31 protein-coding genes are annotated in these 19,415 nt (G+C 72.9%); 22 read left to right on the top strand and 9 right to left on the bottom strand.

The genetic code is table 11. The annotated features are described in order from the left end of the window. Positions 1-90 precede the first annotated feature (90 nt). From ABTX81_RS05810 to ABTX81_RS05760, 11 genes are all read left to right on the top strand, one after another. Complete coding sequence (locus ABTX81_RS05810; protein WP_350541743.1) at positions 91-663, top strand: DUF4913 domain-containing protein; 573 nt, start codon at positions 91-93, stop codon at positions 661-663. Then, positions 660-1,403, top strand: coding sequence for a glycosyl hydrolase (locus ABTX81_RS05805; RefSeq protein ID WP_350541742.1), 744 nt, complete (start codon positions 660-662; stop codon positions 1,401-1,403). Before ABTX81_RS05810 ends, ABTX81_RS05805 begins: the two co-directional genes overlap by 4 nt. Further along, a complete protein-coding gene (locus ABTX81_RS05800) occupies positions 1,400-1,909 on the top strand; it encodes a hypothetical protein (protein WP_350541740.1) in 510 nt (169 codons plus the stop codon). Before ABTX81_RS05805 ends, ABTX81_RS05800 begins: the two co-directional genes overlap by 4 nt. Positions 1,910-1,911: 2 nt before the next feature. Then, positions 1,912-2,571, top strand: coding sequence for a hypothetical protein (locus ABTX81_RS05795; protein ID WP_350542235.1), 660 nt, complete (start codon positions 1,912-1,914; stop codon positions 2,569-2,571). Further along, a complete protein-coding gene (locus ABTX81_RS05790; protein ID WP_350541738.1) occupies positions 2,568-3,404 on the top strand; it encodes a hypothetical protein in 837 nt (278 codons plus the stop codon). Before ABTX81_RS05795 ends, ABTX81_RS05790 begins: the two co-directional genes overlap by 4 nt. A gap of 15 nt (positions 3,405-3,419) precedes the next feature. Further along, positions 3,420-4,373 carry a winged helix-turn-helix transcriptional regulator gene (locus ABTX81_RS05785; RefSeq protein WP_350541737.1) on the top strand — a complete coding sequence of 318 codons (954 nt, stop codon included), beginning with the start codon at positions 3,420-3,422 and terminating at the stop codon, positions 4,371-4,373. Continuing rightward, positions 4,258-4,935, top strand: coding sequence for an SPDY domain-containing protein (locus ABTX81_RS05780; protein ID WP_350541736.1), 678 nt, complete (start codon positions 4,258-4,260; stop codon positions 4,933-4,935). Before ABTX81_RS05785 ends, ABTX81_RS05780 begins: the two co-directional genes overlap by 116 nt. A gap of 16 nt (positions 4,936-4,951) precedes the next feature. Further along, a complete protein-coding gene (locus tag ABTX81_RS05775) occupies positions 4,952-5,791 on the top strand; it encodes an SPDY domain-containing protein (RefSeq protein WP_350541734.1) in 840 nt (279 codons plus the stop codon). A 19-nt stretch (positions 5,792-5,810) separates the two neighbouring features. Continuing rightward, on the top strand, positions 5,811-6,668 hold the full coding sequence (locus ABTX81_RS05770; RefSeq protein WP_350541732.1) for an SPDY domain-containing protein: 858 nt from the start codon (positions 5,811-5,813) through the stop codon (positions 6,666-6,668). Further along, positions 6,665-6,973 (top strand): LuxR C-terminal-related transcriptional regulator, encoded by a 309-nt coding sequence (locus ABTX81_RS05765; protein WP_350541730.1) that lies wholly within the window; start codon positions 6,665-6,667, stop codon positions 6,971-6,973. The genes ABTX81_RS05770 and ABTX81_RS05765 overlap by 4 nt, the downstream gene beginning before the upstream one ends. Positions 6,974-7,051: 78 nt before the next feature. Beyond that, positions 7,052-7,405 (top strand): hypothetical protein, encoded by a 354-nt coding sequence (locus tag ABTX81_RS05760; RefSeq protein WP_350541728.1) that lies wholly within the window; start codon positions 7,052-7,054, stop codon positions 7,403-7,405. A 7-nt stretch (positions 7,406-7,412) separates the two neighbouring features. Here ABTX81_RS05760 and ABTX81_RS05755 read toward each other — a convergent pair whose 3' ends face one another. Beyond that, on the bottom strand, positions 7,413-7,652 hold the full coding sequence (locus ABTX81_RS05755) for a hypothetical protein (RefSeq protein ID WP_350541727.1): 240 nt from the start codon (positions 7,650-7,652) through the stop codon (positions 7,413-7,415). A 160-nt stretch (positions 7,653-7,812) separates the two neighbouring features. Here ABTX81_RS05755 and ABTX81_RS05750 point away from each other — a divergent pair, with 160 nt between their 5' ends. From ABTX81_RS05750 to ABTX81_RS05700, 11 genes are all read left to right on the top strand, one after another. Then, on the top strand, positions 7,813-8,220 hold the full coding sequence (locus tag ABTX81_RS05750; protein ID WP_350541726.1) for an SPDY domain-containing protein: 408 nt from the start codon (positions 7,813-7,815) through the stop codon (positions 8,218-8,220). A gap of 28 nt (positions 8,221-8,248) precedes the next feature. Beyond that, positions 8,249-8,590, top strand: coding sequence for a hypothetical protein (locus ABTX81_RS05745; RefSeq protein WP_350541725.1), 342 nt, complete (start codon positions 8,249-8,251; stop codon positions 8,588-8,590). A gap of 252 nt (positions 8,591-8,842) precedes the next feature. Continuing rightward, positions 8,843-8,992: a hypothetical protein gene (locus tag ABTX81_RS05740; protein ID WP_350541724.1), complete on the top strand. Its 150-nt coding sequence runs from the start codon at positions 8,843-8,845 to the stop codon at positions 8,990-8,992. Positions 8,993-9,134: 142 nt separating this feature from the next. Then, a complete protein-coding gene (locus ABTX81_RS05735; RefSeq protein ID WP_350541723.1) occupies positions 9,135-9,347 on the top strand; it encodes a hypothetical protein in 213 nt (70 codons plus the stop codon). 160 nt (positions 9,348-9,507) lie between these two features. Further along, entirely contained in the window at positions 9,508-9,771 is a 264-nt protein-coding gene (locus tag ABTX81_RS05730) for an esterase (RefSeq protein ID WP_350541722.1), read from the top strand. Positions 9,772-9,981: 210 nt separating this feature from the next. Continuing rightward, positions 9,982-10,335 (top strand): hypothetical protein, encoded by a 354-nt coding sequence (locus tag ABTX81_RS05725; RefSeq protein WP_350541720.1) that lies wholly within the window; start codon positions 9,982-9,984, stop codon positions 10,333-10,335. A 227-nt stretch (positions 10,336-10,562) separates the two neighbouring features. Further along, positions 10,563-10,919: a hypothetical protein gene (locus tag ABTX81_RS05720; protein ID WP_350541718.1), complete on the top strand. Its 357-nt coding sequence runs from the start codon at positions 10,563-10,565 to the stop codon at positions 10,917-10,919. Further along, on the top strand, positions 10,916-11,365 hold the full coding sequence (locus tag ABTX81_RS05715) for a MerR family transcriptional regulator (RefSeq protein WP_350541717.1): 450 nt from the start codon (positions 10,916-10,918) through the stop codon (positions 11,363-11,365). The genes ABTX81_RS05720 and ABTX81_RS05715 overlap by 4 nt, the downstream gene beginning before the upstream one ends. Next, positions 11,346-11,669 (top strand): mercuric ion transporter MerT, encoded by a 324-nt coding sequence (gene merT, locus ABTX81_RS05710; RefSeq protein WP_350541715.1) that lies wholly within the window; start codon positions 11,346-11,348, stop codon positions 11,667-11,669. Before ABTX81_RS05715 ends, merT begins: the two co-directional genes overlap by 20 nt. Before the next feature lie 30 nt (positions 11,670-11,699). Then, on the top strand, positions 11,700-12,260 hold the full coding sequence (locus ABTX81_RS05705) for a DUF6069 family protein (protein WP_350541714.1): 561 nt from the start codon (positions 11,700-11,702) through the stop codon (positions 12,258-12,260). Between the two features lie 11 nt (positions 12,261-12,271). Then, positions 12,272-12,607, top strand: coding sequence for a YnfA family protein (locus ABTX81_RS05700; RefSeq protein ID WP_350541713.1), 336 nt, complete (start codon positions 12,272-12,274; stop codon positions 12,605-12,607). A gap of 260 nt (positions 12,608-12,867) precedes the next feature. Here the strand turns inward: ABTX81_RS05700 and ABTX81_RS05695 are convergent, their stop codons facing one another. The 8 genes from ABTX81_RS05695 to ABTX81_RS05660 all read right to left on the bottom strand — a co-directional run bounded on the left by ABTX81_RS05695 (position 12,868) and on the right by ABTX81_RS05660 (position 19,414). Further along, positions 12,868-13,263 carry a hypothetical protein gene (locus ABTX81_RS05695; RefSeq protein ID WP_350541712.1) on the bottom strand — a complete coding sequence of 132 codons (396 nt, stop codon included), beginning with the start codon at positions 13,261-13,263 and terminating at the stop codon, positions 12,868-12,870. Positions 13,264-13,372: 109 nt separating this feature from the next. Then, on the bottom strand, positions 13,373-15,118 hold the full coding sequence (locus ABTX81_RS05690) for a relaxase/mobilization nuclease domain-containing protein (RefSeq protein ID WP_350541711.1): 1,746 nt from the start codon (positions 15,116-15,118) through the stop codon (positions 13,373-13,375). Beyond that, the gene (locus ABTX81_RS05685; protein WP_350541710.1) at positions 15,115-15,549 is read right to left on the bottom strand and encodes a MobC family plasmid mobilization relaxosome protein; all 435 of its coding nucleotides are present in this window, start codon (positions 15,547-15,549) and stop codon (positions 15,115-15,117) included. The genes ABTX81_RS05690 and ABTX81_RS05685 overlap by 4 nt, the downstream gene beginning before the upstream one ends. A gap of 176 nt (positions 15,550-15,725) precedes the next feature. Then, positions 15,726-15,950, bottom strand: a complete 225-nt coding sequence (locus ABTX81_RS05680) for a hypothetical protein (RefSeq protein WP_350541708.1) — start codon at positions 15,948-15,950, stop codon at positions 15,726-15,728. 83 nt (positions 15,951-16,033) lie between these two features. After that, positions 16,034-16,996, bottom strand: a complete 963-nt coding sequence (locus ABTX81_RS05675; protein ID WP_350541707.1) for a DUF2637 domain-containing protein — start codon at positions 16,994-16,996, stop codon at positions 16,034-16,036. Further along, on the bottom strand, positions 16,993-17,565 hold the full coding sequence (locus ABTX81_RS05670) for a WhiB family transcriptional regulator (RefSeq protein WP_350541706.1): 573 nt from the start codon (positions 17,563-17,565) through the stop codon (positions 16,993-16,995). Before ABTX81_RS05670 ends, ABTX81_RS05675 begins: the two co-directional genes overlap by 4 nt. A gap of 107 nt (positions 17,566-17,672) precedes the next feature. Next, on the bottom strand, positions 17,673-18,380 hold the full coding sequence (locus tag ABTX81_RS05665) for an ATP-binding protein (RefSeq protein ID WP_350541705.1): 708 nt from the start codon (positions 18,378-18,380) through the stop codon (positions 17,673-17,675). Beyond that, positions 18,380-19,414, bottom strand: coding sequence for a hypothetical protein (locus ABTX81_RS05660; RefSeq protein ID WP_350541704.1), 1,035 nt, complete (start codon positions 19,412-19,414; stop codon positions 18,380-18,382). Before ABTX81_RS05660 ends, ABTX81_RS05665 begins: the two co-directional genes overlap by 1 nt. Between the last annotated feature and the right edge of the window lies 1 nt (position 19,415).

Below are 19,415 nucleotides of genomic sequence, written 5' to 3'. Positions count from 1 at the left end.
CTCCCTGGAGCACACCCGTGGCCCGCCGCCGAAGAAGAGCGTCCCCACCCACCGCGCGCACCCCGTCCACCGGAACCACCTGGATGTGCCATGTCCGAGCCGATCGCGGGCCTCCCCGAGCCCGAACCGATCCGTATCCCCGACGAAGACCTCGACGACCTCGCCAGCACCCTGGCCCGCACCATCGCCGAGGTCCGCCAACATGGCGTCATCCTCGACCGCCTCGGTGCCGACTCCGACCCGCTCGGGTATGAGGAGCCGGAGAGCACCGACGCTGAACCCGAAAGCCCGGCTTCGGTGTTCATCCTGGCCATGGGCGGCGCGGAGTACACCGCCGAGCTGGCGGCCCTCGCCAACTGGGTGACCCACGTGCTCCTGCCGACCTACGGCCGGGAGATCAGCTCCACCCGGCCCTGGTGCTCGCGCTGGCACGAGCACCAGGAGGCCGTCGCCCGCCTGCACGGGCTCTGGCTCGCGTGGCAGCAGCTGACCGACGCGGAAGCCGGCCTCACCGGCCCCGCGACGTGGCACCGCGACCACCTCGACCACACACTCCTCCAACTGCGAGCCCCGGACGGCCCGTTCGCCGCGTGCACCACCAGCCCGGCCCGGGCCAACCACCGCGTCCTGACCACGCCCGACCAGCTGGGGACCGCCGCGTGAAGGACACCGACTTCCGGCTCGACGGCCTGGAACCCGCCGACGAGCAGACGGCAGCCGTGTACGACTGCACCTGGATGCACGACTACCAGACGATCTCCCAGCACGACGCGGGCGACCGCAGTTTCATCGTCGCCTTCAACCCCGTGGCCACCTGGGACGTCCCCAACATGCCCAACATCGTCTCGTTCGACGTCGTGCGCGACAGCAGGCAGGCAACGTTCAGCATGCACAGCTTCGAGCACGCCACCTTCGCGTTCGCCCAGAACTGGCTCGTCAACCGCGGCTGCCCCCCGGACGCGCTCGCGCCGATCGCCGACGTCCCCAAGCCCGCCGACGAGCTGACCGTCCGAGTCGAGGACCGCATCCGGAACTCAGGCGAGCGACTTGAGGTCGTCGAGCGCCAGGTCATCGACGGGGACGACACCGAGGGCTGGAGCATCGCCGTTGACCGCCAGGACAAGGACCTGCCCGTCCGGCTGTTCCTCGAGTCGCTCAATCCGGACCAGTACACCTACACGGTACGCGAGGGAGCGTTCGCGGACTTCGCCGCCGCCGGGGAGTGGCTGGAGGAGCGCTTCACCCCGCTGCCCGAGGCGCCCGAGTACCGCCTCGAAGCGGAGGCGCTGCGGACCAGCGCCGCCCTGTCCCGAACCGCCGCGCTCCCGCTCGCGCCAAGTCCCGTGACGACCTCCGCCGCCACGCCCGTCAGCCCCGCGCAGTCCCCCGGAAGGTCTCTGTGAGCGCCAAGTTCGCCTTCGCCGCGCACCCCGACGCCATCGCCGACCTGCGCCAACTGCCCCAGGCCATCCGGGACCAGGCCCTACTGCACCTGCAGGACCTGGTCCACGGCGAGCGCGTCGCCAGCCGCCTCGACGGACGGCTGGAGGGCTGCCACAAAGTCGTCCTCGGTGCGGGCGGCGAATGGGCCACCCACCGCCTGGTCGTGCAGTTCCGCGACGCCCCGCCCACGTCCAAGCACGCCCGCGAGGTCTACCTCGTCGCGGCCGGCGCCCGGCTCGACTACGCGGTCTACCGCTCCGCCCAGAACCGCCTGGGCCGCACCGGGCTCAGCATCACCCCCGGCATGGACCCGGCCCAGGAAGCCCGCATCCGGGCTGCCCAGGAGGCCCGTGTCCAGGCCGCCCGCGCCCGCTCCGCGCGCGCCCCGCAGAGCCGTGGCACCGCCGCTGCCGCTTACACCACCTCCTCGCCCGGCTTCGCCCCCGCTGCTTCCCGAAAGGCCTGATGATGACCTCCGACACCACTCCCAACCGCTCCTCCCTCGCCGGTTGGCTCACCGAGGCCGCCCATACCGTCGCCGGAACCCTCACCGCCGAGTACTCGGTCCCGGCCTCCCGGTCCTACCTGCATCCGGTGCTCGGCCCGCTCGCCGCCGGGCCCCGCGTCGTCGGCGAGCTGAACGACCGGCTGGAGGACCTGCTCGACGAGCCGCTGCCAACCACTCCCGCCGGCCTGTTCGCCCTGGCCTCCTACGCCTCCGCCCTCGGCTGGCTGACCGAGTCACTCGCCGAACTCACCGCCGCCGTCGATGCGATCTGCACGCGCGCCGGAATCCCCGCGCTGGAGCCCGGCACCGAGGCCGCGCTCGTACCGGGCGAGGACGATGAGGGCTTCGACTACTCCTTCAGCGCCCGGGAGTTGGCCGCGATCCGCTCCGCCGCCGAGGCCGCAGGAATGACACCCGGTGCCTACGTCGAGGTCCTCGCCGACTCCCTGCGGGCCGCCGCCGTCATCACCGACGCCTGCATGGAGATCAGCAGCGGCCTGATCGAGGACGCCCAGTACATCCTCGACGAGGCCACCAGCGACGTCCGTATCAGCGACGGCCCCGGCAGCCTCCCCACCCTGGTCCGCTCCCTGCTGACCCGCATGGAGGCAGCCGAATGAACCCCCACGACCCGCTCAAGAAGCCCGGCGCCCACCTCGTCCACGAACGGCTCGGCGTCGACAATCCGTGGGAACTGCACCGCCGCCACCCCGACGACCGTGCCCTCGCCCGGCTGGGTTTCGCCGTCGCCACCGCCGCCCGCGACTTCGACACCCTCCACACGGAACTCGTCGCCAAGGCGCAGCAGGTGATCGAGCGGCTGGATCCGATCGCCCGGGGCGACCACGCCTCGATGCTCGGGATCAACGGCATCCTGCAGTCCGCCGGCCTGAAGGTCGAGATGCTCACCGCTCGGCGGGGAGCGGCCTATCAGCAGCTCACCGGCGCCCTGACCGCGTACGAGCTGTGCACGGACGCCTCCGGGCTGCCGTCCGCCGAGCCCGCGCTCACTCGTGGGCAGGCGGAGAGGCACACACGAGCCCCCGGTGCGCCGGACCTGCTGAACGTCTCCTCCCGGTACGGCCGGCACCTCCTGGAGTTCAACGCCCTGGTCGCGATCGATCGCGGGGACCTGCGGCTGTGCGAGAGCCCCACCGGCGGCTACACGTACCTGTCGGGTCTGCGGGAGGAGGGTCCGGCGGTCTGGGTGGACACCGTCGAGGAGTTGATCGACGAGGGTCTCGTCGCCGCCGACGCCAGCACCTCGTCCTACCGGCCTGGTCATCTCCTGTCGCTGACGGAGAGCGGCCAGGCGCTCCTGGACGCCGCCCGCGCCGACGACCGGCGCGTCCTCGCAGCCCGGTCCCGCACCGCCGGCCCCAGCACGCCACCGGCCGTCGGACCGGATACCGCCGCACCGATCGCGGCCAGCCGCCCCTCCCGCTCCCGCTGACCAGGAACCGCCGCCATGTCCGAGCAGCCCCTCACCGAGTTCCCCCGCACCGACGCCCAGCAGGTCGAGGTCGCCCTGCGTCGTCTGGCCCCGAAGTGGACCACCCACGTCATCCACACGATCGCCAAGTACGGTCCCGAGCTGCGCTGGCGCGACATCAGCCAGCACCTCCCCGAGCTCATTCCCACCAACCTCAGTAAGCGCCTCGCCGGTATGACCGAGGCCGGCCTGCTGAGCCGGGACGCCGAGTTCGACCGCTGGGCACCCTTCCGGCTCAGCAGCCGTGCGCGCACGCTGGGGCCCGTCTACCGCGAGCTGGTGCAGTGGTCCGCCGACCACCTCCCCGGCGCGCCGACCGGCCGCTACGACCGCATCGAAGACGCGTTGCAGCGCCTGCAGTTGACGGGCACCACCAAGCTGGTCGGGCTGCTGGCCGAGAACGGCCGGATGCGCTTCACCCATCTCGCGGACGACGCCGGCCTGCCCGGCACCGCGCTGACGGCTCGCCTCCACCGCCTCCAGGAGGACGGCCTGGTCACCCGCACCGGCCCCGGCGCGGCGACCCCTACGCCCTCACCCCCGCCGGGCGCGCCCTCGGCCCCGTCTACGGGGCCGTCCAGAAGTGGGACGACCGGCACACCGCGCCCCGCCCGGCCCCGGTGCCGACCGCTACCCGCACCCTCACCGACGGGGCGAACGCCGTGCGAACCGCGGCGGCACTTCGCCGAAGTGCCGTTCCCGCCGCCTTCTTCAGCCACGCCCAGCAGCCGCAGCCGCGCGTACCCGCCGCCGCGACCGCGGCCTCCCATCCCGCCCGTGGACGGTGAGGGCCCTGCGCACCTCCATCAGTCCGTTGATCATCCGCCCGCTGGCCGCCGCCGGCTGGTTTCCCACACCAGCGCCCGGCGGCGGTGCCCGCTTCACCAGCCCCTGCCGGACTGCTGTCCTCACCTGCGAGGGCCCCGGTGACGGTCCAGGTGCCTGGACCGTCACTGGCTTCGCCGCCCCGGGTGCCGCTCCCGTGTGGCGCGCCCGGTTCGGCCTCGGTACTCCCGCCGAGATCACCGCTGCTTTCACCGCTGTCCTCGCCGCCGGCCTGCGCACCCGCCACCGCGACTACCTGGTCGGCGGCCCGCGCCACCGCCCCGGCACGCCGGCCTCCGTCCTGGCCGACCGCGGTTGGCGGCCCGAGCCCGGTCCCAAGGGCTTCCACGACCAGGTCGCGCCGGACCAGACCGCCGTCTACCGGCACCGCCTCGGCCACCAGTCGCACGACGCGGAGGCCGCCGGCCGGACCCCTCCCACCTGGAGCATGCTCGCCGGCGACCCGACGGCTCCCTCATGGCGTGCGGAGTTCACCATCGGCGTGCCCTTCTACGCGCTGGTGAACGCCACCCTCGCGTTCAGCGACCCGGCACCCGGGCAGCGGCCCTCCATCCGCGCCCGTGTCCGCCAAGCGCCGAATGGCCCGACCGCCGCATCCACCGCGTCCGTTTCCCGGCCCGCGCCCGCCGCCGCGCGCCGCCGCTGACCCCGGAAGGCCTCCGATGCCGAGCACCACCGCCAGGGCGCGCGAGTACCAGGTCGCGCCCCGCTACCTTGCCGGGTCCACCCACACCGGCGACCCCGGTCTGCAGCCCCTGCTCGACGCCGGCTGGGCCCTGAGCCGCGACGAGCTGGGCAACGTCTTCGTCACCTCGCCCGATCACACGGTCCGCACCGGATTCCTGCCCAAGGGCGAGCGCGGCGACCTGTGGATGATCACCGCTCACCCCAACGCCTTCGCCCCGCCCTCGTGGCAGGTGACCCTCGACCTGTCAGCCCCACCCGAGATCGTCGGTGAGTTCACCACCGCCCTCGCCACCGGACCAGACTCCGTCCTGGCCGGCGCCACCGGCGGCTACGACGTGACGGACCGCTTCCTCGACGAACACGGCTGGCATCTGGCGCGCGAACGGGCGACGGCCGTCTTCCGCTCGCCCGACGGGTTGGTGGCGCTGCACCGGCAGCTCGGCTACCTGCGCCCCGAGGCAGAGGTGGCCGGCGACGTCGAGCGCTGGCTGTTCGAGGTCGGCCCGCCCGGCCATCGCTGGTACGCCACCGCCACCTCGGACCTCCCCGACCACCTCCTGGAGACGCTCACGATCGCCGTCGCCAGCCCGGAACTGGTCCAGCGCTACCTGCGGCACTCCGAACTGGGACACCTTCCGGCCCAGGCCACCGCGGTGCCGACCGCGCCGAGCCCCCTGGAAGTCGCGCGGATCCGGGCGGCGACCGCCCGCTCCGCACCGGCCCCGAGGGCGGCGGGCGCATCCGTGCTCGCCTACACCACCGCCACCCGGCCCGCCGCGCTCACGATGCCCACGCCCGCCGGCCGTGCCCGCTGACCCGCCGCGAGGACCTGCCATGCCCGACACGCCCGACAAGCCCCGCGCGTACCGGATCGCGCCGCGCTACCTCGCGAACGCGGACGCCGACGGGTCCGGAGCCGTCCAGCCGCTGCTCGACGCCGGGTGGGCCCTCAGTCGGGACGACGAGGGGAACACCTTCGTCACCGCGCCGGACCTGCGCGCCCGCCTGGCACACCTTCCCGAGAGCGACGGCCGGACCCTGTGGAAGATCAGCGCGAGCCCGGACGCCTTCGCGCCGCCGGAGTGGCTGGTCACCTTCGACAACCAGACTCCGCCCGAGGTCGTCGCGGACTTCACCACCGCACTCGCCGACGCCTACACCCGCGGCCCCAGCGCCTACCTCGGCGGCGACGGTCAGACCGTCGGGGTCGACACGTGCCTCCAACTCCTCGCCGAGGAGTGGAGCTTGGACCCCACCACCCCCTTCCTCACCTACCAGTCCCCCGACCGCCTCGTCCGGCTCCAGGTCCGGGACAACCCCTTGCGGCACGAGGCCCAGATGGCCGGGGACACCGAGCGCTGGCTGTTCGAGGCCGGACCGCCCGGCCAGGTCTGGTACGCGACCGCGTCCTCGCGCCTGCCCGAGCACCTCCTGCAGGCCCTGACGACCGCCGTCACCGACCCGTCCCCGGTCCAGCGGTCCATGCGGCGCATCGACCTGGAGCACCTCCCCGCCGAGGCCACCGCGACGCCGACCGCACCGACCCCGATGGAGGTCGCGCGGATTCGCGCGGCCACCGCCCGCTCGGTCTCCTCCGCTTCCTCACGCCAGCCCCCGCCGGCCGCACAGCTCTTCCCGCCCGTGCCCATCAGCACGATCGCCGCCACAACTCCCCGAAGGAGCCCACCGTGAGCAGGCCCCTGCTCGGCCAACCCCTCGACCCCGCCGAGGCCAGCGTCCTCCGCTACCTCACGGAGGGCTACACCATCGCCGAAGTCGCCCACCGGCAGGCAACCCGCACCGCAGCCGTCCACAACCGCGCCGCCAGAGCCCGCCGGAAGCTGGGCGCTGGCACCCTCGACCACGCCGTCCAGCTCTACGCCGAGCAGCAGGCCGCCCAGGCCGCTACCGCACGCGCTCCCACTGAGCAGGCACCGTTGGAGAACACCGTGTCCGACCCCACCGCCCTCGACCACGCTGACGCCCTGATCGAGTAAGCCTGGGGCCGTCCGATCGCCGAACGGGAGAAAGCAGCGGTCCGCCGGCCTGTCGAGGACCCCCTGCTCCGCGCCGCCATGCACACCAGGAGCCACCTCACCGTGGTCTCCAACTCCGTCGCCGTGCACCGGGACCGTCTGCACGCGCTCACCCGGCCCGGTCACGTGCCGGCCTTCTACGAACTCGACCGCATCACCGACACCGCGAGCGCGCTGCGGACGGCCTACGCCGAGAGCAGCACCGCTCTCACCGCGATCCGCGACCTCGTCGACGCCCGCGAGCACGCGCTCAAGGCCGGCGGCGGCCGGGACGCTGAGCGCGTGCGGGCCGCCACCACCCGCACCGCGCCCTCCCGTCCACTGGGCCTGTCCGCCGGCCAACCCGCCCCTCCACCCGCCGTGCGCACGCCTGCACCGATGAACCGCCGGTAGCCGCCGGTCAGTCCGCTGCCCGGCGGTGGTCGTCGCCGGGGTCGACCGCGCCCACCACGCGGGCCAGCTCCTCCAGCGTCAGCTCCACCCTCTGCCCGTCCTCCAGCCGGGCCTGCACCGCGTCGTCCCGGGCCTCGGCGGCGCGGCCTGCCGTGGGAACGGCCCACTGCCCGTCGGCGATCATCACGACGTCGCCCATCGTCCACGGCCGCCCCGCGCTGCGGAACTTGCGCTCCAGCGCCGCCATGTCTCGGCGGCCTCTGCTCGGCCCCAATGCCGTTCTCCCCCTTCGGGCCTCGGTACGGCCCCGCGCCGTAACCCTTCTCCAGCACCTCGCGCCTCCGGCGCATTCCCCCAGTTCGCCCACGGCAGACCGGACGGCCCCGGAAAGGACTACGACCTTCAGCGTGAGCCATGCCAACGTACTCATGTCGCCGAAACCGCAGGTCAACGACGGGACCCGGCCCCGTGAACACCTCCTCCAGCATCCTCCCCTCCCCGTCCGTCCAACCATCGATCAGCGCAGCTGGCTCTCCTCCGGCGGTTCCGCCGAGCCGGTCCTGGCCCTGCTCGCCGGTCTGGGCTGGCCTGTCATGGACACCCACGAGGGGGACGTGCACTGCACCAGCCCGGACGGACTGGTCTACGTTGGCTGGCTGCCGGAGGACCCTTCCGCCTGGCGGCGCGGGATCGTCTGGCGCATCCAGGTCCGTCCCTCCGCCGGCCCACCGTGGGCCCAGGAGTTCGGCGCCACCACCCCGTCCGAGGCCTTCGCCGGATTCCTGGCCGCACTCATCGCAAACCCGGGCCACTGATCCACAACCCCCACTACCGGAGGACCACTTGGACACCCCCCGCCTCGACCACACCGTCGCGCACGGCACACCCCGCAACCACCTCGGCCTCGCCCTCCACGACTCGCAGATCATCTGCACCGACGGCTTCCGCCTCTCGGTGCTCGCCCCCGACCCCGCCGACGCGCTCCTGCTGCCCACCGAAACGCTCGAAATCGGCTTCCCCACCCAGCGCCCGGAGCCGTGGACGCAATGGTGCACCTACCTCGAATCGGACGACGAGGACGACCCCACCGAATCCGTGTACCTGCACGTCCCCGTTCCCCTGGTCCGGGCCCTGATCGAGGCCCACGGCGGCGAAGCCCCCCTCGTTCCACGCCAGCGCACCTAACCGACCTGCCCCCAACGACGTTCAACAAGGAGTACACACCTGAAGCTCACCATCGATCCCGCGCGCGTTCCCCGCCCCGCCATCGGCGTGGTGGGCCCGGCCAACGCCCTCTCCGTCCCGCCCAATCCACCACCTTCGTCCTGGGTCTCGCCCTCGGCGCGAGCGGCCTGCTACCGACCCTCAACGATGCCCGCGACAACGGCCTGCGCCGCGACACCAGGGTGCTCTCTCGCCTGGCGAAGACGCCCAGCGGTGCTACCGCCCACCAGATCGGCGAAACCCTCGGTCTTCGCGACCGCGCGGTCGCGAGGTCCCCTCGCCCGCCTGGCCGCCGACGGCCTGGTGCTCCTGCCGCCCGAGAACGCCCCGCTGCCGCTGCGCTTCTACCGCCTGGCGGACTGAACCCCGCTGCAATCGACCGAGAGAACCTGATGGCCACCCATACCCCGCCTGCCCCGAAGAGCCCGGCCGTCCTGCGCGACCTGCTCCGCCTCGACCTCCCGTGATCACGACCCGATTTCCCCTTCCTTCCTGGAGGCCCGCCATGCCCCAGCACTTCACCGTCCGCGACCTCCTCGCCCAGCTCCAGGGCATCGACCCGGACCTGCGGGTCCGACTCGCCGTCAACCCCGACTGGCCGTTCGCCCACTACATCGGCGCCGAGGTCGTCGTGCACGGCGGCATCGCCTACATCAGCGATGACGGCCAGGACGGCTACCTCCCGCCCGCCGTCCGCGAGCACCTCGCCTGGGCCTGAATCCGCCGAGCCCCCTCGCCCGAAGGAGTCCCGAATCCCCACCGGCTTCCGCCCCGGCCTGCCCCGCCCCCTCGACCGCTTCGCCGTCCACCCCATGCCGTCATGGGCCATCGGAGCGACCGTCCACAGCGTTCCCGCCAGCCCCGGCCATCCCATCAAGGTGTTGTGGACCCCACGCACCGTACCCAGACTCCCCTTCGGCCGGATCCTGCTCCGATGGGAACCCGCTTCAAAGGCCGGCTGGGACGTCACCGCCCGCCTCGGCCTCGCCACCACCGACGTGCATCTCGCCACCTGGCCCGCCGCTGACGACGACTGGCCCGGCCTCATCCGTCCCACCCTGCGCGAGGTCACCGGGCTGTGCTCCGCCCTCGCTGTCGCAACCTCCGCCCTCGACTTCGCCAACCGGCTCGCCGAATCCTGACCGAGGCCGACCGAGGCCGCCCCGCCCACCGGCGGGGCGGCCTCGCCGTACAGCCGGCCGCTCCGCCCCGCGCACTCTCGGCACCGGAGATCGAGCAGAGGTCAGGGGAGGACGAGCACGTCGGCCGCATTCCGGATAGGACTGCCCAAGTCGACCGCTCCTAAGCTGGCCGAGGCTTCGCCCCCGGCCAGGAAGGACCGCTGCATGCCTATGAGCAAAGATCCCTACCGCCCTCGGCCGTTCGCACTGTTGGCCTTCGGCCTTCTCGCCACTCTCGGTGCCACCACCGCGATCGCCGCGGCGTTCTTCGACACGTACGCGTTGTGCGCCGTCGGCTTGTTCGTCCTCGGCGGATCCGCCCTCGGCGCCTACCGCACCGCCCAAGCCGCCGACGTCCGAACCGACCACGTCGTCCTCCAGCGTCTGCGGCAGGCCCCCGTCCTCGACGCCGATGCCCTGGCTACCGACCTCGACCTACGCCCGGCGGCCGTCCGGCTGAGCCTTCACCGGCTATCCCGGAACGGCGACCTTCCCGCCTCCAACGGCTCGTCCGCCAGGCGGTGACCAACACGACAGCGAAGGGGACCGCCACCTGCCCGGTGGCGGTCCCCTTCGCTGTGTCCTATACCGGCGGAGAGTTCTTATCCCGCGCGCGTCGTATTCCTGGTCTGCCCGGGCGCGGCCGGCCAGGCTGCCCCTGCCGCGCCAGGACTTGCAACCGGTACCCAGGTACAGGTTTATGGTCGGAGACGTCCCCGCCGCACGCTGCGGAGACGGAATGGGAGCGAGCCATGACTGGCCTGAGCTGGGTTCCGACGTCCTGCACCCTACCCACCGAACAACAGCCGCTGCGGATCGCGGAGTGGGACCAGCTGTTCACCGAGACCCTGACCGAGGTAACCCGCCCGTGCCAGCTTCGGCTGCACCTGGTGCTCGCTGGCGGTCTGGGAGTCGAGGAGCGGGTGCGCGACCTGGCCTCCCGGGAAAGCGGATGCTGCTCGTTCTTTACCTTCACCGTCACGCCGGACCACGGTGGCACCGACGACGTGCACCTGGACGTCGAGGTCGACGCGGCGCACGAGAGAGTGCTGGCGGCTCTGCACCTACGAGCGGCGGACGCTGCGGTCGGCGCCGGGCGGTCTCAGTGAGCGCCGAGGGCCTGCGCTCCGGCCAGGTCGCCGAGGCGGCCGGGGTCAACGTCCAGACGCTGCGCTACTACGAGCGGCGCGGCCTGCTCCCAGAACCGGATCGCAGTCCGGGCGGCCACCGTCTCTACGACGACCAGGCCGTCACCGTGCTGCGGGTCATCAAGGCCGCCCAACGCCTCGGCTTCACCCTGGAGGAGGTCGCCGAGCTGCTGGAGACCGGCCGCCACCGCCACGGCCGCCCCGTCCCCGGGCTCCAGGAACGCGCCCGGGCCAAGCTCGCCGAGGTCGAGCAGAAGATCGCCGACCTGACCACAATCCGCGACGCCCTGCTTGCGGCCGTCGACGCCGGCTGCGACGACCTGACCTTCTGCGCGGGCAGCCCCTGCTGCCCCATCCCCTTCACCGACCTCGCCCAGGAGAACCGCCATGCCGGACCCTGCTGCTGACCAGCCCACCGCCCGCACCCCCAAGGCCCTGGGAGCACTCGCGGCCCTGGCCTGCGTGGCGTGCTGCGCGCTACCCGTCCTGATCACCGCCGGGGTCGTCGGCGCCGGAGCAGGGGCGGTAGTGGGCTGGTTGCCCGCGATCGCCGCCGCCCTGGCCATGCTCGCCGCCGGTACCTGGTGGTACAGCCAGCGCCGACGCTCCTGCTCCTGCTCGCCGAAGGCCGATGGACAGGGCGGGTGCGGCTGCGGGAAGACCGCCGACCCGCTGAAGATCAGCGCCTCGGACTCGAGGCAGAACCGGTAGACGGGCGCGACGGCCCGTTCCCACCCCCTGATGCGCCAGCGGACCGAGTGCCCTGGCGTTCGTGTCGGCATCGTCTTCTCGGATCGGAGCTCTCAGTTGTCTGTAGACGTACGTAGCGGGGGCGGCTTCCTGGGCCGGGTCGCGGCCCGGCCTCCGGCGGCGGTCATCGCGGGGACGGTCGCCGCGGCCCTGGGGGCCAACCTCGTCCTGTGGCTGGTCGGTCTGGGCTTCGGCGGCTCGTTCCAGTTCACCGAGGCCGACGGGTCGCTGCACACCACCACGGCGCCACAGGGCGTCATCACCATGACGGTGCTGCCCATGAGTGCCGGCCTGGTTCTGGCCGCGCTGCTGGCGGCGGCCGGGAAGCGGCGTGCCGTCCTGCGGTCGGCCCAGGCTGTGGGGGCGGGTGCCGCGTTGGCCACGGCGGCGAAGCCGTTCACCGCCGGTTTCGATGCGCCCAGCACGATCGCGCTCACCGGCATGCACATCGTGATCGCCGCCCTCGTGGTCCTCTGCCTGGAAGCACTGGCCTGCCGTGAGGAAGCCGCGGCCGGCGACCCGCTGACGATCACCCCAGCCGGACGTCCGTAGGGTTGCCGGTCATGACCGTCCTGCGCTCCATCGCCCTGTTCGTGGCCGCCGCCCTGTTCGAGATCGGCGGGGCCTGGCTGGTGTGGCAGGGTGTGCGCGAGCACAAGGGCTGGGCCTGGATCGGCGCCGGCGTCATTGCCCTCGGTGTGTACGGCTTCGTCGCCACCCTGCAGGAGGACGCCAACTTCGGGCGCATCCTCGCCGCGTACGGCGGCGTGTTCGTCGCCGGGTCCCTGGCCTGGGGGATGGCGGTGGACGGCTACCGGCCGGACCGCGCCGACGTGATCGGTGCCCTGATCTGCCTGGCAGGCGTCGCCGTCATCATGTACGCACCGCGCGGTCACTGACCTGCTCGCCATGCACCGGCTCTGATTCCTCGGCGGTCGGCAAGACGCTCTCAGGGGTAAGAGCTCGACGGCCAGCCACGTATCCGCTCCAGTCCCGGACAGCGCGTTTGCTCCAGTAGACGGCGGTGTTGATGTGCAGGTCCAACAGGTCACTGACTACCGGTGCAGGCAGGTCCTCGGAATCGATCCCCTCATAAAAACAGCAGGTCAGCAGCCTGCGCCGATCACGCCGAGTGTTGCATCGGATGCAATACCGCCCATTACTCCAAGTACAGCCCGGCGAACGTGCCGTCGAACCCCAGGGCGATCTGTCCCTGGGCGAGCGTCGGGTAGTGCGTCCAGCTCGGGTCGGTGAGCATCGAGTCGAAGTCCTTGCGGGTGATCTCGGGCTCCAGCCACTGGTTCCCGCAACGACAGCGGACCCAGACGTTGCGACGGTGGTTGATCAGCAGCCAGTCGCGCCTGGCCCGGCAGGCGGAGCACTCCACCGGCATACCGCGCAGCGCGAGCTCGTGCGGGCACTGTGCTCCGCGGACCGCATCCGGCCCGTTCGGCGGCGCCTTCTCGTACTCCAGTTGCAGCAGGGGGTCACTGTCCGTCGGCTGCGTGATGGCCGCGGTTGGGGCGGCAGTGGACTGTTCGGTGGTTCTGGGCACGGGCTCTCCGTTCGGGCGGTGCGGGTTCTGCCTAGCACCTGGTGGAACCGGGTGTCGAGGGGTTTCGGGGTGCTGGTCCGGCGAACGGCGCGTCCGCCGGACCAGCTGGTCAGCGTCGGGGTGCTGGGCGTCGGGCGTCGGTGGCCGAACGGGCGGGTGCCGGCGGTTCCGCGCGGGTGGGCATGCGGCTGGAGGCCGGCTTGACGTGGGTGGTGCCGGTCGTCGGTTTGTCGGAGCGGCTGGGGGGCGAGGGCAGATCAGCGATGCGGCGGATGCGCCAGACGAGCACGTCTTCGGTGTTGCGGGCGGTGCCGAGTTCCCGCCAGGAGGTGGCTTCCTCCAGGAGGGCCTGTGGGTCGTGGCCGGCCTTCTCGGCTTCGGCGAGGGTGGCGGCCAGGGCGTCACGCCGGGCGGGGGGACCGGTGCGGTTCTCCGGTTCGCCGAGGGCGGCTCGGATGGTGGCTTCGTGGCGGCGACGTTCGGGCTCGGGCAGGGCCTGGCCCAGCTCGCGCATCGCCCGCATCGGGGTGGCGGCGGTCTGCTGGTAGGCGGCGCGGAGGTGGTCGGCCGCCTGCCGTGAGGCGGCGGCCTGTTGGGCGTGGCCCCGAGCGGAGTGCCAGCGGGCGGCGGCCAGGGTGAGCAGGACGAGGGTGGACAGGACCATCGCGGTGGCGCCGCCGTCCTCTCCGCGTCCCAGCGCGCCGCCAGCCTGGACGATTCCGCGGGCGGCGGAGCGCAGGGCGCGGATGTCGGCGTTCTCGGCGCGGACGTGGCTGCGGGTGGCGCGTTCGAAGGCTCGGGCGGCGTCTCGCAGGGCGGCGCGGCCGGCGGCCGGGGAGGTCTGGGCGAGTGCATCGAGGAGTTCACCGGCGCCGACGAGCTGGGCAGCGGCTTCGTCGCCGCCGTTGCCGAGGAGTGCGGTGGCGTGTTCGGCGATGCCGGCGGCGTCCCGGCGCTGCCGGGCGGGGGCGGACCGGCCGGTGCGCGGCGTGTCGGTCCTGGGCTGGGCGGTGTCGGCGGGGCTGTCGGTGAGGCGGCGGCGGATCCGTGGCAGGGAGAGGTCCGGGGCGAGGGTGGACCCGGCGAACCAGACCGGCTCGCTGTCGCGGTTGCGGTCGCCGGGGAGGGCGACGTTGTAGCCGAGGACATCGCCGGAGGGGGCGTGGCGGAGCTTCACCCGCAGACCGGCCTCGCGCAGCCGGGTGAAGAACTCGTCCTCGGTGGCGGCTCCGACGATGGCCTGGCGGACGGCTTCGCGCAGGACTTCGCGTGGGGTCTCGGTGCGGCCGGTGCGTTCGGCTTTGAAGCGTTCCTGGCTGGTGGGGGTCTTGGCGGCGGTGCCGTCGCCGGGGTTGAGCCGGCGCAGGCCGTAGTCCTCTTCGATGCGGCGGGCTTCCGCCTGGGCCTTGCGGCGGTCGAAGGAGAGGTTGGCGAGGCGGCCGTCCTGGCGGACGAGGGTGGCGGCGATGTGGATGTGGTCCTCGGCGTGGCGGACGGCGACCCAGCGGCAGGCGGTGGTTTCGCCGTTGGGGGCGATGCCGGTGGCGTGGACGATGCGGCGGGCGATGGTGGCCCAGTCGTTGTCGTCGAGGTGGCGGTCGCCGGGGTCGGCGCGAACTGAGCAGTGCCAGATGGTGGTGTCCGGGGCGCGGTCGCCGATGGCCTTGACGGGCTGGTCGAGTTGGGTGGCGAGCTGGGCGATGGTGTGGTGGGGGTTGCGGCCGGGGTCGGGGGCGAAGTCGTTCCAGGAGGCGACGAGGTGCTGGTCGGTGTGTTCGTCGCGTTTGCCGGGGCCGTAGAGGTAGCGGACGAGGCCGTAGGTGCCGCCGGTGCCGGTGCGGATCTTGGGGATCACCGGCGAACCATCCAGGCGACGGCGTCGTCGACCGCGCCGATGGAGGCTTCGATGCGCTCCAGAAGGTGACGGAGGTCGGCGGCGGACCGGCCGCCGGCGTTGAGGAAGTGGGCGACCTGGTTGAGGTTGTTTCCGATGGCGCCGAGTTGGCGGTTGGACTCCATGAGTTCCTGGATGCCGCGGCGGTAGTCGGCGACGGCGGCGTTCGGGTCGGTGCTCGCGGCGGCGGCGAGGACGGCGGCGGCGGTGTAGCCGCCGGGGGCGAGGCCGGCCTGCTCGGCGGCGTGCTGGAGGAGGGACCACTCGGGGTCGCTGAAACGGGGGCAGACGCGGTTGGTGCGCGGGACGGGCTGGCGCAAGCGGCGGCGGGTGGCGGCGCGGGCGGCTTCGGCGGGCGGCGGGTTCTGCGGCTCCTCCCCCTTCGTCGGCACCCCTGGGCCGACTCCCCGGTCGGCGGCAGGCCCCCCTGGGTCTGCCGCCCGGGGAGCCTCCGCACCCTTGGGGGCGGAGGCGGGGTAAGGACTCCTTACCCCACAACTTGCTCCGCCAGGAGCCCCATTGGGGTCACGTACCGGCCCCGGGGTGGCACCGTCTCGGCCGGACGCGGTCACCGGCTGGCCTCGGCGTCGCCCTGTCGGATCTCGCGGACGAGGTCCTCCACGAAGTCGAGGGCGAGCACCGGGTGGCGCAGAGTCCAGGTGCGGCAGTTCTCGCCGCGCTGGACGGTCCGGGTGCCGTCGGGCTGGGTCTCGACCTGGTGGAGGTGGCCCCGCTGGTGCAGGACAGTGAGCCAGGAGTCCGCCTCGGCCCAGGTGGCGGGGGTGGTGCGCACGGTGGTGCTCCCGTTCGGTGGCAGTGCGGGTGGGCGGCCGGCCGGGGTGACCTGCTCGGTCACCCCGGCCGGTGCGGTGTAGGTCAGGTGCGGTCGGCGGTGACCGGCTGGGCCTCCGGGTTGCGCAGCTGGGCCATCAGCTGGGTCAGGGTCGCGCTGGACAACGGGATCTGCTGACCGCGGATCGCCTGGGCGACGACCTTGCGGGTCAGCTTGTTGTCCTCGGCCGCGACCGCCTCCCGGGCGATGGCCAGCAGTTCCTCGGTGTCCGGGTCAACGCGGCGGTCGTCTGCTGCGCGGTCACTGACCGGCCGGACGCTGTCCGGCTGACCGCCCAGGTCAGAGGGACTGGGCGCGGTGACCGGGGCGGAGCGGGCCAGCCGACCGACGGCTGCCCGGTCACTGGCCAGGCGGGCGGTGACCGGCTGACCGCCCAGGTCGGAGGAGCTGACCTCGGTGACCGGGGTCAGCCGTGGCCGGAGCTCGGCCAGGTTGACCGGCTGGCCGGACTGACCGGCGGTCAGCGGGCTGGTCTGCCCGGAGCGGGGTGTCCGGGCGGTGTCCGGGGCAGCGTCGTTCTCGGCGTTCCGGTCAGCCGAGGTGACCGAGCCGCGGGCGATGAGGATGTAGAGGTGGACGGCGCCGGCCAGGGCGAGCGGGGCGATGGTGGAGAGCACCGCGACCACCATGTCGCCCAGCCGCAGGCCGCCGTCGCCAGCGTGCAGCTGGTTCAGCCGGATCGCGTGCAGGGCGTTCGCCCACAGGCTCGCCCCGGTGGCCGCGCCGAAGAGCAGCCACACGTAGGCGCGGGCCCGTAGCGGGGCGTCGCGCAGCACCAGCAGGGTGCGCACGCCATAGCCGACGAAGCCGTCGATGATGAGCGGGAAGAGGTAGCTGAGCGGCTCACGGACATGGACGGCGACGGCCATCTGCTGGAGCGCGTCGTACGACAGCGCGCAACCTGCGGCGCCGAGGGCGATGACGACGGCCCGGTCCCAGCCGGTGACGTGCGCGGGCGTCGGGGTGGTCTCGGTGGCGGTGCTCACGCGGCCGTCCCGAAGGCGTGGCGGCCGAGCTGGTCGGCGGAGTCGCCGGTCGTGGCGGCGCGGGCGGCGTCTTCGGCGATCCGGCGGTGGCGGATCGCGCGGCGGGTCTCGCGGTAGAGCTTGAGGGCGTGTTCGTCGCTGATCTTGAGGAGTCGGGCGAGGCGGTCGACGGGGACGTCGTGGCGGTAGGCGGCGAGGACCACCGCGCGGCGTTCGGCCTTGGTGAGGTGGATGTCGCGTCCGGCGAGGGTGTCGTTGACGCGGCTGTGGTCGAGGCGTTCGACGATCCGGGTGTGCAGGGGCTCTCGCTCCTCCTCGGTGAGGCCACCGCGGACGCCGTGGGTGTCGCCGGCTTCGAGGGCGGCGTCCAGGCAGGCTCGGGCGACGGGGCACTGGGCGCACAGCGCCTTGGCGGTGGCGATCTTGTCGGTGTCCTCGGGGCCGGGGAAGAAGGTCTCGGGGTCGACGGGGTTGTACTCGGTCGGGTTGCAGACGGCCTGGTCCTGCCAGGTGTGGTCGCCGAGGGAGCGGTGGCGGACCAGGGTGGTCGGCGTCGTGGTGCTGGTCATGCGGGGTTGCTCCGATCGCTCTCCGCGCGCAGGGCGGCGTCGGCAGAGAGGTGTGCTGGGTCGGTGAGGGATGTGCGGCGCACCGGGGCGGCCGGGGCGGCGGCCGTTCAGGCGGCGCGCTGGGGGCGTCTGCGGTCGACCGGCTCGAACTCGACCCGGGTGGTCATCTGGGCGAGCCGGGAGGTGACGCGGTCACCGAGGTAGGCCTTGAGGTCTCTGATCTGCAGGTTGGTGGTGATCAGGGTCGGCAGGCAGTGGTTGTAGCGGCGGTTGATCAGCCGGTAGGTCTGTTCTTCGACGAACTCGCTCGACTTGGCGGCGCCGAGGTCGTCGAGAATCAGCAGCGGCACCCGGCTGTAGGCGGTGAGGACCCGCTCGGCGTCGGTGTCGGAGCTGGGCCGCAGCTCGGCGTAGAGGTCGGCGGCGGTGGTCGCCCGCCAGCGCACGCCGATGCCGGCCTGCACCAGCGCCCGCACCGCGCCGTACGCCTGGTGGGTCTTGCCGGCGCCGGTCACCCCGGCCATCAGCAAGCTGGGGCCGGTGGCCACCTGCCGCCGGGCGCCCTTGCTCGGGGCGACGGCCTGGTCGGCGACCTGCCGGGTCCAGGCGAGGACCAGGGGGTGGTCGGCCACCGCGTCGCGGTAGCGCGGCGGCATTCCGGCGGACAGGGCCTGCTCCGCCGAAAACGGCTCCGGCTCGTCGGGGAGGGCGTCGACCGTGGCGCGGTCGATGCCCCGGGCGGCGAGGATCCGGGCCATCCGGTCGAGAACCGACGGGCCCTCGGCGAGGGTCTGCGGATCGCGGTGGGTGCGCATCACAGCTCCTCGGCGTAGGCGGCGGCGTCGACCGGGTTGGTCCACCCCTGGTGGGCGGGCACGTTAGGCCAGGATCCCGGCCGCGCCAAACCGCGGCCGTGTGCGTTCATGGCGTCGTTGACCAGGCTCGGCAGCCGGGACGGGTGGCCCTGGATCTCGGCGAACCGGCGCAGTCCGGATCGGATGTGCTCGACCGCGATGCCCTCGTCCAGCAGCGTCTTGACGACCTTGCCGAGGTGGCCGAGCACGCTGCCCGGTGGGCGCTGGGCGCAGGCGGTGACGTATTCGCCGACGAGCTGGTTGGCCGAGACGGTGGCAGCGTCGGGCGCCTGGCGCCCCGTAGGTGAAGACGATCCAGGATCCAAGATCCTGGATCCGGGCGTCGAGTCCTCGGAGAGGGTTCGACGAACCTTCGGGGAGCCTTCGACGAATGCGGCTTGACCTGTGGTTTCCTCGTCCGCCGGAACCGGCGGCTGATCGGGGACGGCCGCCCGGGAGATGTCGGCGGCAGGTGCCGTCGGCGCGGGCACCGAGGGCTCGGGGTGCTGCTCGATGGCCGCGGGAGCGTTCGCCGAGGGTTCGGCGAACACTCGGGGAGCGCTCGCGCCGTCCTCGCGAGAAGGGCCCGCCGCGTCGGCGAGGGCGGACCGCTGGATGCACGGCCCCTTGCAGACGCCGCACCGCTCCGGCTCGCAGTGCGGGCAGGCGGGAAGGCGGCTGAGCGAGGGCTTGTCGATCTTCTGGTGGTTGCGCCAGGTCGGGTAATGGAAGTACCGGCGGCCGTCACAGCCGGTGTACCGGCAGATCGCTCCGGCGGTCGCGAGCTGCTGGAGGTGGTCTTCGACATCAGCGCGGGTGATCTCCTCGCGCAGCGGCCAGACGAGGCCGTAGACGATCGCCGCGACGTCGCGGTGGCGGCCGTGGTCGTCGGCGTGGTTGGTCATGCCGAGGAAGGTGACCATCGCCGGGATGGAGACCTCGGCGAGCGTCTCGCTCACCCAGGTCTCGGGCTTGACGGAGCGGATGCGCGCCATG

The organism is Kitasatospora sp. NPDC097605, from assembly GCF_040302725.1.
Lineage (GTDB): Bacteria > Actinomycetota > Actinomycetes > Streptomycetales > Streptomycetaceae > Kitasatospora.
This window is presented reverse-complemented; position numbering and strand designations above follow the sequence as displayed.